The following is a 14,255-nucleotide window of genomic DNA, read 5'->3' on the forward strand; positions in this document are numbered from 1 at the left end:
CGCCCCTTATTAAGCTACCGCTTTTTTAATAAAAAAATACCTTATTTTTATTATGACAAAAATAACAAAAAACGGGAGGTATTAGCCTCCCGTTTGTTCATATTAAATACGTTTAAAGCAATAAATTAATCGTTATACCGTTGTTTGGAAAATAACTTGGTCTGCTTTATCTGTATATTGAGCAAGTTGATCAAAGTTCAGATAGCGATAAGTATCTTCTGCGGTTTCATCAACTTTATTCATAAAGTCGAGATACTCTTGTGGCTCAGGCAAACGACCTAATAATGACGCAACTGCCGCAAGTTCTGCTGAAGCAAGATACACATTTGCACCTGTACCTAAGCGGTTAGGGAAGTTTCGTGTCGAGGTTGAAACAACAGTTGCACCATCAGCAACACGCGCTTGGTTCCCCATACACAGTGAACAACCAGGTACTTCGATACGTGCTCCACTCTTACCAAAGACGCTATAATAGCCCTCTTCCGTTAATTGTGCCGCATCCATTTTTGTTGGTGGAGCAACCCATAAACGTGTTGGTAATTGACCTTTGTGTTGATCAAGCAGTTTACCCGCAGCACGGAAGTGACCAATGTTAGTCATACAAGAACCAATGAACACTTCATCAATTTTGCTGTTTGCCACTTCAGATAGTAAGCGAGCATCATCTGGATCGTTAGGCGCACATAGAATTGGCTCTTTGATCTCATTTAAATCAATTTCGATCACTGCGGCATATTCTGCATCAGCATCCGCTTCAAGTAATTGCGGATCTTTCAACCAGTTTTCCATTGAAGTAATACGACGTTCAATAGTACGACGATCGCCATAACCTTCAGATATCATCCATTTCAATAAGATAATGTTAGACTGGAGGTACTCAATGATAGGCGCTTTATCCAGTTTAATGGTACAACCCGCAGCTGAACGTTCTGCTGATGCATCAGCAAGCTCAAATGCTTGTTCTACTTTCAGCTCTGGTAAGCCTTCAATCTCAAGAATGCGACCAGAGAAAATGTTTTTCTTACCTTTTTTCTCAACTGTCAGTAAACCATCTTGAATTGCGTAATAAGGAATAGCATGAACTAAATCACGCAGTGTCACACCCGGTTGCATTTTGCCTTTAAAACGAACCAGAACAGATTCTGGCATATCTAATGGCATAACCCCAGTTGCTGCAGCAAAAGCCACTAGGCCCGAGCCTGCTGGGAATGAGATACCAATAGGGAAACGAGTATGCGAGTCACCACCTGTACCAACAGTATCAGGTAATAACATACGATTTAACCATGAGTGGATAATACCATCGCCCGGACGCAGTGAAACACCACCACGATTCATAATAAAGTCAGGCAAAGTGTGATGCGTTGTAACGTCTACCGGTTTTGGATAAGCCGCAGTATGACAGAATGATTGCATTACTAAATCAGCAGAGAAACCAAGGCACGCCAAGTCTTTTAGCTCATCACGAGTCATTGGACCTGTTGTATCTTGTGAACCTACTGAGGTCATTTTTGGCTCGCAATATTCGCCCGGGCGAATACCTGTACGACCACAAGCACGACCTACCATTTTCTGAGCTAGTGAGAAACCACGGTTGCTTTCTGCAACAGGTTTAGCATGACGGAACAGTGTGCTAACGGGTAAACCTAGTGATTCGCGCGCTTTTGATGTTAATCCACGACCAATGATTAATGGAATACGGCCACCAGCACGAACTTCATCAATTAATACTTCGGTTTTTAACTCAAAGGTTTCCAGTAACTCATTCGTTTCATGGTTACGAATTTCACCTTTATATGGGTAAATATCAATGACATCACCCATATTTAATTTAGAAACATCAACTTCGATAGGCAATGCACCTGCGTCTTCCATTGTGTTAAAGAAGATAGGTGCAATTTTACCACCGAGAACAACCCCACCACCGCGTTTATTAGGAACGAATGGAATATCATCCCCCATAAACCAAAGCACGGAGTTTGTCGCTGATTTACGAGAAGAACCAGTGCCTACAACGTCACCAACATAAGCTAGTGGGAAGCCTTTTTTATTTAATGCTTCGATTTGTTTGATAGGACCAACACTACCCGGTTGATCTGGTTCAATCCCTTCACGCGCATTTTTTAACATAGCTAAAGCATGTAATGGGATATCTGGGCGAGACCAAGCATCTGGAGCTGGAGATAAGTCATCGGTATTGGTTTCACCAGTGACTTTAAATACGGTAACAGTAATTTTTTCTGCTAATTCTGGACGTTCAGTAAACCATGTTGCATCAGCCCAAGATTGCATAATCTGTTTAGCATACACATTGCCTGCTTTGGCTTTTTCTTCAACATCATAGAAGTTATCGAACATCAGTAATGTGTGAGAAAGCGCTTTGGCTGCAATTGGGGCTAATTTGTTGTTATCCAGAGATTCAATTAAAGCATGAATATTATAGCCACCTTGCATGGTACCTAATAATTCAACGGCTTTTTCTGGCGAGATAAGAGGTGATGTGGTTTCGCCTTTCGCGAGGGCAGTTAAAAAACCCGCCTTAACATAGGCAGCTTCATCAACTCCGGGTGGAACACGGTTAACAATTAAATCAAGAAGAAATTCTTCTTCACCTTTAGGGGGATTTTTTAATAGCTCAACAAGTGCGGCTGTTTGTGTGGCATCGAGAGGTTTTGGAACGACACCTTCAGCTGCACGCTCTGCTACGTGCTTACGGTATTCTTCTAGCACGACTGTCTCCTCGCTTCTTTGTCATTTTGTATAACCCGGCTGTCTGCACCTTGTTAATAAGGTGCCAGGTCAGAGGATCTTTTGCTCGCATAAAACATAATAGGTTGTGAAATTATGCCCAGCTAAGGGCTATCAGCATAGCAAATCTTCAACACGATGTTAATTCGTTCACATAAAAGTAACATTAATCAGATTCAAATATCCACTTATTCAGATTAAAACACTTAAACAAAATATATAACAGAGACTTTTAACCAAGATTTTGGTTAATAACCACACTTTTTATAGTTTTTTTCATACCCAAATTAGCACTAAAGTAAAATTTACGGCCAAATAAACATCAATCACACAAAATAACCAGCATCACACAGTAGAAGACGATCAGCATTTCAATAAAAAATATAAAAAAAGAGCCAAGTTCCATAAAGAACTTAGCCCTTATCATTTAAACTACTTTAGTAAACTGTTTTCAGTAAAGCTATTTTCAGCAAAACCGTTTCCAGTAAAAAGTCGCTTATTTTTTCTTTTTCGCTTTTGGATTTGGCAGGTCAGTGATACTACCTTCAAATACTTCCGCAGCCATACCAATTGATTCGTATAACGTTGGGTGAGCGTGGATAGTTAATGCGATATCTTCAGCATCACAACCCATTTCGATTGCCAGACCAATTTCACCTAACAGTTCACCACCGTTAGAACCAACAATTGCACCACCGATAACACGGTTAGTTTCTTTGTCGAAAATCAGTTTAGTCATACCATCAGCACAATCTGATGCGATTGCACGGCCTGATGCAGCCCATGGGAAAGAAGCCACTTCATAGCTAACGCCTTTCTCTTTCGCTTCTTTTTCTGTCATACCAACCCATGCAACTTCTGGTTCAGTATAAGCGATTGATGGAATAACTTTAGGATCGAAGTAATGTTTTTTACCAGAAATAACTTCTGCTGCAACGTGACCTTCATGAACACCTTTGTGAGCCAGCATTGGTTGACCAACAATGTCTCCGATAGCAAAGATGTGAGGTACATTAGTACGCATTTGTTTGTCAACATGGATAAAGCCACGATCATCAACTTCGATGCCTGCTTTACCTGCGTCTAATAATTTACCGTTAGGTACACGACCGATAGCAACTAATACTGCATCGTAACGTTGTGGTTCTGCTGGGGCTTTTTTGCCTTCCATCGTTACGTAGATGCCATCTTCTTTTGCTTCAACCGCAGTTACTTTGGTTTCTAGCATCAGGTTAAATTTCTTGCTGATACGTTTGGTAAATACTTTAACCACGTCTTTGTCAGCAGCAGGAATAACCTGATCAAACATTTCAACCACGTCAATCTGAGAACCCAGAGAGTGATAAACCGTTCCCATTTCCAGACCGATGATACCGCCACCCATAACCAGTAAACGCTCTGGTACGGTTTTCAGTTGCAGCGCATCTGTTGAATCCCATACTCGTGGGTCTTCATGTGGAATAAATGGTAATTCGATTGGACGTGAGCCGGCAGCAACGATTGCATTTTCAAAAGTGATGGTAGTTGTACCTTCACCACCTTCAACAGACAATGTATGAGAACCAGTGAATCGTGCTTCGCCATTAACAACAGTCACTTTACGGCCTTTAGCCATGCCCGCTAAGCCACCGGTTAATTGAGAAATAACTTTGTCTTTCCAGATGCGAATTTTGTCGATATCTGTTTTTGGTGCATCAAAAACAACACCATGTTCAGATAATGCTTTCGCTTCTTCGATAACTTTAGCAACGTGGAGTAACGCTTTAGAAGGGATACAACCCACATTCAGACAAACACCACCTAAAGTAGAGTGACGTTCAACTAAAACTGTTTCTAAACCTAAGTCAGCGCAACGGAACGCCGCGGAATAACCCGCAGGGCCTGCGCCGAGAACCACTACCTGTGCTTTAATTTCAGTACTCATCGTGACCTCATTATTTATTTGTCCGGCGAGTCAGACGAAAATCCATATTTAACACCGAGACTTACATACCGCATGCAGTTTACAGAAATGTTAATAAACTGAAAAGCGCTCTAACATGACGGATCTCACAACCTAAGATGTATGACTGTAAAATCCATCATCGTAATCAGAGAAACCGGCGCTAAGCACCGGTTTAAATAATTACATTACCAAACGACGTAAATCGCTCATGTACTGATTAATCAGAGTGATGAATCGAGCACCATCAGCACCATCGATCACACGGTGATCGAAAGATAATGACATTGGTAGAATCAAGCGTGGTACGAACTCTTTACCATTCCATACAGGTTTCATAGAAGAACGGGAAAGTCCCATAATCGCAACTTCTGGTGCGTTAACGATTGGTGCAAAACCGGTAGTACCGATACCACCAAGGCTAGAAATTGTGAAACATCCGCCTTGCATATCCGCAGCTGTCAGTTTACCTGCACGTGCTTTCTTAGAAACTTCAGCTAACTCATAAGACAGTTCGATAATGCCTTTTTTGTTAACATCTTTGAAAACAGGAACAACTAAACCGTTAGGTGTATCTACAGCAATGCCGATATTGATGTATTTTTTCAGGATCAGTTTCTGTCCATCTTCAGAGATAGAGCTGTTAAAGCGTGGCATATCTGCCAGTGCTTTTGCTGCTGCTTTCATCACGAAGACTAACGGAGTGATCTTAACATCCAGTTTTTTCTTCTCTGCTTCTTTATTTTGCTGTTTACGGAATTCTTCAACCTCAGTGATATCTGCTTCATCGAACAGATTTACGTGAGGGATCATCACCCAGTTACGGCTTAAGTTAGCACCAGAGATTTTCTGGATACGGCTTAATTCAACTTCTTCAATTTCACCAAACTTGCTGAAGTCAACTTTCGGCCAAGGTAACATGCCTGGTAATCCGCCACCTGCATTTGCTGGCGCTGATTCAGCACGTTTAATTAACTCTTTCACGTAAGACTGAACGTCTTCACGTAAGATACGGCCTTTACGACCAGTACCTTTCACTTTCGCTAAATTCACACCAAATTCACGCGCTAAGCGACGAATAACAGGTGTTGCATGAACGTAAGCATCATTTTCAACGAATTCTTCTTTTGCTGCTGGTGCAGTTGCTTGTGCTTTAGCAGGTGCTGCTGGTGCAGAACTTGCTGGCGCAGGTGCGGCTGCTGCTGCTTGAGCAACAGGTGCTGCACCGGCAACTTCAAACGTCATGATCAGTGAGCCAGTTTTCACTTTATCGCCCACTGCAATTTTGATCTCTTTAACCACACCTGCAAATGGTGCTGGAACTTCCATAGAAGCTTTATCACCTTCAACGGTGATCAGTGATTGTTCTTCAGAGATGGAATCACCTACTTTAACCATCACTTCAGTAACTTCAACTTCGTCACCACCGATATCTGGAACATTCACTTCTTTCACAGCAGATGTTGCTGGTGCAGATGCTGCTGGAGCTGGAGCTGCTTGAGCAACAGGTGCGCTACCTGCAACTTCAAATACCATGATAAGAGAGCCTGTGCTCACTTTATCACCAGTTGCGATTTTAATTTCTTTCACAACGCCAGCAAATGGAGCTGGAACTTCCATAGAAGCTTTATCACCTTCTACAGTGATCAGCGATTGTTCTTCAGCAACGCTATCGCCCACTTTTACCATCACTTCGGTAACTTCAACTTCGTCACCGCCGATATCAGGTACATGAACTTCTTTTAATTCTGCCGTTGCAGGCGATGCTGCTGGCGCAGGAGCTGCGGCTTGAGCTGGTGCAGCTTGCGCGGCACCTTCTGCTTCAAAAATCATGATAAGAGAACCAGTTTGGACTTTATCGCCCACAGCAATTTTGATCTCTTTCACTACACCCGCTTGTGGTGATGGGACTTCCATAGAAGCTTTGTCACCTTCTACAGTAATTAAGGATTGTTCTTCCTCAATACGGTCGCCCACTTTCACCATCACTTCGGTGACTTCAACTTCATCAGCACCGATATCTGGGACTTTAATTTCAATAGACATTCACTTTACCTCTTACGCCAGACGTGGGTTTACTTTTTCAGGGTTGATGTTGTATTTATTGATTGCTTCTTCAACAACCTTCACATCAATCTCACCACGTTTAGCTAATTCACCTAATGCAGCAACAATCACATAAGAAGTATCAACTTCGAAGTGGTGACGCAGGTTTTCACGGCTATCAGAACGACCGAAACCATCTGTACCTAATACGCGGTAATCATCTGCTGGTACATAAGTACGAACTTGTTCAGCGAACAGTTTCATATAGTCAGTAGAGGCTACAGCTGGTGCATCATTCATAATTTGAGCGATGTAAGGTACACGCGGTGCTTCAGATGGGTGTAGCATGTTCCAACGTTCACAATCTTGACCATCACGAGCCAGTTCTGTGAATGAAGTTACGCTATAAACATCAGAACCAATACCGTATTCAGTAGACAGGATTTGTGCTGCTTCACGAACGTGACGCAGAATAGAACCTGAACCCAGTAACTGAACTTTACCTTTCGCGCCTTCCAGTGATTCCAGTTTGTAGATACCTTTACGGATACCTTCTTCAACACCGGCTGGCATTGCTGGCATATGGTAGTTTTCGTTGAGTGTAGTGATGTAGTAATAAACGTTTTCTTGTTTATCACCATACATACGCTCTAAACCATCTTGCATGATAACAGCAACTTCATAAGCAAATGCTGGATCATAAGAGATACAGTTAGGGATAGTCAGCGATTGAATATGGCTATGACCATCTTCGTGTTGTAAACCTTCACCATTAAGTGTTGTACGGCCTGAAGTACCACCCACTAAGAAGCCACGAGCTTGTTGGTCACCTGCTGCCCAGCATAGGTCGCCAATACGTTGGAAACCAAACATTGAGTAGTAGATATAGAATGGGATCATTGGCAGGTTGTTAGTGCTGTAAGATGTTGCAGCTGCTAACCAAGATGCGCCAGCACCCAGTTCGTTGATACCTTCTTGCAGAATTTGACCTTTAACGTCTTCTTTATAGTAAGCAACTTGCTCACGATCTTGAGGCGTATATTGCTGGCCATTCGGGCTATAAATACCGATTTGACGGAACAGGCCTTCCATACCGAAAGTACGTGCTTCGTCAGCAATAATTGGAACTAAACGATCTTTGATAGATTTATTTTTCAACATTACGTTCAGTGCACGAACGAATGCGATAGTTGTAGAAATCTCTTTAGATTGTTCTTCCAGTAATTGGCTGAAATCTTCCAGTGTCGGAATATCCAGTTTTTCTTCAAAACGAGGACGACGTGCTGGCAAGTAACCGCCTAAATCCTGACGACGTGCGTGCAGGTATTTGTATTCTTCTGACTCTTTGTCAAAAGTAATATAAGGCAGGTCTTTGATTTGCTCATCAGCAACTGGAATATTGAAACGATCACGGAAATGGTGAACGCCATCCATGTTCATTTTTTTAACTTGGTGAGCAATGTTTTTACCTTCTGCTGTTTCACCCATACCATAACCTTTAATGGTTTGAGCTAAAATAACAGTTGGTTTGTTTTGAGTGTCTTTTGCTTTTTGGAATGCAGCAAAAACTTTCTTCGGATCGTGACCACCACGGTTTAATGCCCAGATTTCATCATCAGTCATATCTTTAACTAATGCAGCAGTTTCTGGGTAACGATTGAAGAAATGCTCACGAACATAAGCGCCATCACGAGATTTAAATGTCTGGTAATCACCATCCAGGGTTTCATTCATTAATTGAATGAGTTTACCAGAGGTGTCTTTACGCAGAAGCTCATCCCAACGATCGCCCCACATTACTTTGATAACGTTCCAGCCAGCACCAGCAAAGATACCTTCTAATTCGTTAACAATTTTGCCGTTACCTGTAACTGGGCCATCAAGACGTTGTAAGTTACAGTTAACAACGAAGCACAGGTTATCTAATTTTTCGCGAACTGCGATGGTGATTGCACCTTTAGATTCTGGTTCGTCCATTTCGCCATCGCCTAAGAACGCATAAACAGTTTGTTTAGTCGTATCTTTTAAGCCACGGTGATTTAAATATTTCAGGAATTTAGCTTGATAAATTGCAGATAGAGGCCCCAGACCCATAGAAACAGTTGGGAACTGCCAGAATTCAGGCATTAATTTAGGGTGTGGATAAGAAGATAAACCTTTACCACCAATTTCTTGACGGAAGTTGTTTAATTGTTCTTCTGTTAAACGACCTTCTAAGAATGCGCGTGCATAGATACCTGGGGAGATATGTCCTTGGAAGTAAACTAAGTCGCCGCCATCAGTTTCATTTTGAGCACGGAAGAAGTGGTTAAAGCACACTTCATATAACGTTGCAGAAGATTGGAATGACGCCATGTGTCCGCCGAGTTCCAAATCTTTTTTGGATGCACGCAGAACCATCATTACTGCGTTCCAGCGAATAGCAGAACGAATACGACGCTCTAATTCCAGATTGCCAGGGTAAGCGGGTTCATCTTCAGCAGGAATGGTATTGATATAATCACTGTGTACAGAGCCGCCTAAAGCAATATTAAGACCGCCATTACGGGCTTGTTTTAATACCTGATCAATCAGGAACTGTGCACGCTCAACACCTTCTTCACGGATGACCGAGTCGATCGCTTGTAACCAGTCGCGAGTTTCGATCGGATCCACGTCATTTTTCAGCATATCTGACATGGTGTATTCCTTATCTGTTATCTGTTTTTAATGGTTATGGGAGTCTATCTTCCCGTTATACCCATTTGATATGACGGGAAGATAGACCCTGCTGTTATTACCGCTATCCCTGAAAATCACAGGGAGATAGGTAGTACAGACTCAGCGGTCAGGATCTGTGCTACTAAAATAAATCAGGGTGTTGTTGGAGCCGGCGCAAAGAGCGCTCACGGCGAGTATGTTCACGACTCATATCCAACAAAACATCTTCAATAAAGGCTAAATGGCGATGTGAAGCTTCACGCGCTACCTCTGGCTCTCTATTAATAATAGCCTGATAAATCTGACTACGATGCTCACTTACGGCAGTTAACATCTCTTTACGAGTGTAAAGAAACTCAAAATTCTGGCGGATATTCTGCTCCAGCATAGGTACCATGCATCTTAATAAATGTAATAGAACAACATTATGAGCAGCTTCCGTGACAATTAATTGATATTGCAATACAGCTTCAGACTCAGCGACCAAATCACCCTTTTCGTGGGCCTTCAAAATACAATCATGGCTTGCCTTGATACGAGCAAGATCTTCATTAGTACCGCGTAACGCTGCATAATAAGCCGCAATACCTTCAAGGGCATGGCGCGTTTCTAAGAGATCAAATTGAGATTCGGGATGTCCGCTAAGCAGTTGAGCTAAAGGATCACTAAAACTTTGCCAGAGATTATGCTGAACAAATGTTCCACCGCCTTGGCGACGAAGTAAAAAACCTTTAGCTTCTAATTTTTGGATAGCTTCACGCAATGAAGGGCGGGATACATCAAATTGCTTCGCCAGCTCACGCTCAGGTAAGAGTTTTTCTCCTGGACGCAGAGTGCCTTCTAAAATCAGATGCTCAAGCTGTTGCTCAATGACATCAGAAAGCTTAGGTTGACGGATTTTTGTATAAGCCATATTGCTGGAAGCCATTATTGGATAACTATTACCTTTGTGATTGAGTTGTCAATTGGTAATACCAATTTAATATAACGGATAATAAAGTAACAAAGTATTCACTAACTGTCCATACAGTTGTTGAGCGAAATCATAAAAACCTGCAAATTTTAACAAATTATTTTAAAAATTCATCAAAAGTGATAACTAGATCGCATTATACTGAAACGTTAAAAATAAATTTTTTAACGTTTTTTAAACACATAAACAGTCAAACTGAAGCGTGACAGCAATAATTAATTGAATAAATAATCATTACAATCAGATTTTAATTCACTCATCTCTGTTATTTCGTTAACAAACTATGAAAATAGTCCCAATCAAAGTGAGGCCCTGGATCTGTTTTTCTATTTGGTGCAACATCACTATGCCCTGTAATGTTCTCTTTAATGGCAGGATAAAGCGTAATAAGTGATTGAGTTATCTTGGCTAATTGCTGATATTGGTTTGGTGTAAAATCACAATTATCAGTGCCTTCAAGCTCTATACCAATAGAGAAATCATTGCACTTTTCTCTATCTTTATATAAAGAAACGCCCGCATGCCACGCTCTATCTGTAAAAGGCACATATTGCACAATTTCACCATCACGCCGAATAAGACAATGAGCAGATACTCTTAAGTCGATTATTTCACTAAAAAAAGGATGATCTTCCTCTGATAACGTATTGGTAAATAACCTATCAATATAAGGCCCACCAAATTGACCTGGTGGCAAACTGATATTGTGAACAATCAGTAAAGAGGGGGCTTCGCCTTCAGGCCTTTTATCATGATTTGGTGAAGGTACTTTTCTTACATCAATAAGCCAACCTTGTTTAATTTCCACATCAACCCTCTTCTACTATGTTTTAGCTATTATCAATAATTTTATTAACTCATATTCATCAATAAATGCGAACTTTCTCTCAATAATAAAGGTTAATTTTGTATAACTCTGTTTTCTTTTCGATATTTTACTCAAATTTTATTTTATCTATTCGCCAATAAAGTCCTTTTTTTTCATACTTCTAGTGTCTATTAATCAAGGAGGACGCTAGATGAACGCACTTAATTATCACTCATCTGAAAATGGCTTTACCCTTATGGAACTCATGATTGTCATTGCCATTATTTCTATTCTAAGCTCTGTTGCTATTCCTGCTTATCAAGGTTATATCCAAAAAGCGGCTTTAACCGATATTTTGCAAACGCTCTCCCCTTATCGTTCAGCCGTTGAATTATGTCGTTATGAAAATGAACTTCACCATTGCGATTCTGACTCAACATTTATGCCACCACAATTTCGCAGTCGATATCTTTCTGAAGTATCCGTATTAAATGGTGTCATTAATGCAACCGGGAAAGCACAACTTGAAGGCCTAACTATTGTTATGTCTTTAGAAAAAAATGCGGGAGATTATCTTCCTATATGGAGGACACAATGCTCCGCCACTAATACTAGGTTACAAAAGCAATGCACTGAAATATTCAAATCATATTAATACATTATGGATATTGGGGAGCATTCGTATCGAATGTTCCTGTATTAAAACAACGCAAATAAAGTAAATATAAAAAGGTGAATAATGGATATCACATACTCAGCAACAGAATTTATTGAACATCTATTACGCCATAGCATTTTAATGCGTGTTTCTGATTTACATATTGAACCTCAACAATTCAATTTTAGAATTAGAGCCAGAATAGATAACCATTTATATTTATTTTCTCCACCTCCGGATGAATTTTCAGAAGAAATAGTGACACGTTTAAAAATATTGGCTAACTTAAATATTACAGAAAAACGATTACCTCAGGATGGTCAATTTACTTGGTCTTATCATGATAAAAACTATTCAATACGAATAGCCACACTTCCCACTCTTTATGGTGAAAAAATCGTTTTGCGCCTTATTAATAACCTCCAACAACCTGAATTAAACCATTTAGGATTTCAACCATCTCATTTAACACTATTAAAAAAATATTTAAATTTACCGCAAGGTATGATTTTAGTCACAGGCCCAACAGGTAGTGGAAAAACACTAACTTTATATAGTTGCTTACATTATTTAAATAAAGATAACCGTAATATAAATAGTGTTGAAGATCCCATCGAATTACCACTAGATGGTATTAATCAAATTCAGATTTGTGAAAAAATGGGGATCACATTTACTACAATACTACGCGCATTATTACGTCAAGATCCCGATATTATAATGGTAGGTGAGATTCGCGATCCCCCCACTGCTGAAATGGCAATAAAAACAGCACAAACAGGACATCTTGTTTTATCCACATTACACACTAACTCCACAGATGCCACCTTAATGCGCCTACATAATTTAGGCATTGCAAAAGATCTTATTCACTCTTGTATTAGTTTGATTATTTCACAGCGATTAGTGCGCTGTTTATGCTCACATTGTAAAACCTGCTTACCCAATAAAAAACAGATTAATATCAATGAAGAAATCATTGAATTACCGAATTGGCAAGCAATAGGTTGCCAGCAATGCAGTTCTGGTTATAAAGGAAGAACGGCAATCTATGACTGTTTTGAACCAACAAAACAAGCACATGCATCTCCCTATAATTTACTCCATTCAGGTTTTCTATTAATAAAACAAGGGATAACAACACTTGAGGAGGTTTATCAAACACTGGGGGATATTGAATGAGATTACAGCAAATTTATCATTACGATGCATTGAGCTATCAAGGCGAATGGTGTTCAGGAAACATTCTCGCATCATCAAATAATGATGTTTTTATTAAATTAGTACAGCAACAAAAAATTCCCATAAAAATACATTTATACAAAATCGTGATATTCCAAGAAAATGATAAAAAATATCGTATTCAATTACTTGAACAACTCGCATTATTACTTCACTCAGGTTTAGCACTTTTACCTGCTTTAACGCTATTAAAAAATGAGTGTCGTTATGTTCATTGGCAATGTGTATTAGATGATATTATTTTTAACTTAATGCAAGGCGGTACATTATCAAAACAGTTAAGCCGTTATCCCGTTTATTTTCCACTTTCATTAGTACGCTTTATTTTTATTGGCGAAGAAAGTGGAAAGTTAAATGAAGTCATAACACTTCAAATAACACAATTAAAAAAACAACAAGAAATAGTTAAAAAAATAAAAAAATCTTTTAAATACCCACTTTTTTTATTGGTTATTTTATTTTCTATTACCAGTATTATGTTGTTATATGTTCTACCAGAATATCAATCCTTATACAGTGCCTTTAATACTGAGCTTCCTGATTTAACATTAGCATTAATTTCTTTCTCAAAATGGTTTTCTAACTATATTTTTATAATGCTCGTTTCCTTTATTGGGCTAATATTGCTTTATCATTTTATCCGGCATTATTCACCACTCTTTTATTATTATGAACAAGCTATTTTGCTTCATCTACCTTATTTCGGTACGCTATTAAAATACCATCAACTCTATCTTATTTTTCAGATAATAAGTATTACACAACAAGCTGGATTACCGTTATTACAAGGCTTAACGATTATTATAGAACAACTTACACATCCCATTTATAAACGCCAGCTATTACAAATGAGTGAACACATTACGCAAGGAAAATCATTAAGTTTATTTATGAAAAATGCGTCTTATTTTCCACCCATTTGCCATCAATTTATCATTTGTGCAGAAAATTCAGGACAGTTACTCTATTTTTGTCAACAATTAAGTGATTGGTTTTATCATCAGCTTGAAGAACAATTAAATACTATCAGTACATGGTTAGAGCCGATGTTAATGGCGATAATTGCATTGATTATTGGTACATTAATCATGGCTATGTATCTTCCTATATTACAGTTAGGTGATACTATACAGTGAAT

At 39.5% G+C, this 14,255-nt stretch carries 9 protein-coding genes; 3 read left to right on the forward strand and 6 right to left on the reverse strand.

Annotated elements, in window-relative coordinates; all coding sequences use genetic code 11:
• Window positions 1–132: 132 nt before the first annotated feature.
• The 6 genes from acnB to ampD form a co-directional block, all read right to left on the reverse strand.
• Window positions 133–2,730, reverse strand: a complete 2,598-nt coding sequence (gene acnB / locus GWI68_RS15580; RefSeq protein WP_166540870.1) for a bifunctional aconitate hydratase 2/2-methylisocitrate dehydratase — start codon at window positions 2,728–2,730, stop codon at window positions 133–135.
• 514 nt (window positions 2,731–3,244) lie between these two features.
• Window positions 3,245–4,672, reverse strand: coding sequence for a dihydrolipoyl dehydrogenase (lpdA, locus tag GWI68_RS15585; protein WP_072063363.1), 1,428 nt, complete (start codon window positions 4,670–4,672; stop codon window positions 3,245–3,247).
• 201 nt (window positions 4,673–4,873) lie between these two features.
• A complete protein-coding gene (gene aceF / locus GWI68_RS15590; protein ID WP_166540871.1) occupies window positions 4,874–6,736 on the reverse strand; it encodes a pyruvate dehydrogenase complex dihydrolipoyllysine-residue acetyltransferase in 1,863 nt (620 codons plus the stop codon).
• A gap of 12 nt (window positions 6,737–6,748) precedes the next feature.
• Window positions 6,749–9,415, reverse strand: a complete 2,667-nt coding sequence (gene aceE / locus GWI68_RS15595; RefSeq protein ID WP_109407446.1) for a pyruvate dehydrogenase (acetyl-transferring), homodimeric type — start codon at window positions 9,413–9,415, stop codon at window positions 6,749–6,751.
• A 163-nt stretch (window positions 9,416–9,578) separates the two neighbouring features.
• On the reverse strand, window positions 9,579–10,349 hold the full coding sequence (gene pdhR / locus GWI68_RS15600) for a pyruvate dehydrogenase complex transcriptional repressor PdhR (protein WP_166540924.1): 771 nt from the start codon (window positions 10,347–10,349) through the stop codon (window positions 9,579–9,581).
• A gap of 325 nt (window positions 10,350–10,674) precedes the next feature.
• Entirely contained in the window at window positions 10,675–11,217 is a 543-nt protein-coding gene (gene ampD, locus GWI68_RS15605; RefSeq protein WP_166540872.1) for a 1,6-anhydro-N-acetylmuramyl-L-alanine amidase AmpD, read from the reverse strand.
• A gap of 211 nt (window positions 11,218–11,428) precedes the next feature.
• On the opposite strand from ampD, the gene ppdD reads away from it, so the two are divergent.
• From ppdD to GWI68_RS15620, 3 genes are all read left to right on the forward strand, one after another.
• On the forward strand, window positions 11,429–11,872 hold the full coding sequence (gene ppdD, locus GWI68_RS15610) for a prepilin peptidase-dependent pilin (protein ID WP_109407448.1): 444 nt from the start codon (window positions 11,429–11,431) through the stop codon (window positions 11,870–11,872).
• An 84-nt stretch (window positions 11,873–11,956) separates the two neighbouring features.
• On the forward strand, window positions 11,957–13,057 hold the full coding sequence (locus GWI68_RS15615; RefSeq protein WP_208105209.1) for an ATPase, T2SS/T4P/T4SS family: 1,101 nt from the start codon (window positions 11,957–11,959) through the stop codon (window positions 13,055–13,057).
• Entirely contained in the window at window positions 13,054–14,253 is a 1,200-nt protein-coding gene (locus GWI68_RS15620) for a type II secretion system F family protein (RefSeq protein ID WP_166540873.1), read from the forward strand. Before GWI68_RS15615 ends, GWI68_RS15620 begins: the two co-directional genes overlap by 4 nt.
• Window positions 14,254–14,255 lie beyond the last annotated feature (2 nt).

The sequence above is a fragment of the Proteus sp. G2669 genome (assembly GCF_009915245.1).
Lineage (GTDB): Bacteria > Pseudomonadota > Gammaproteobacteria > Enterobacterales > Enterobacteriaceae > Proteus.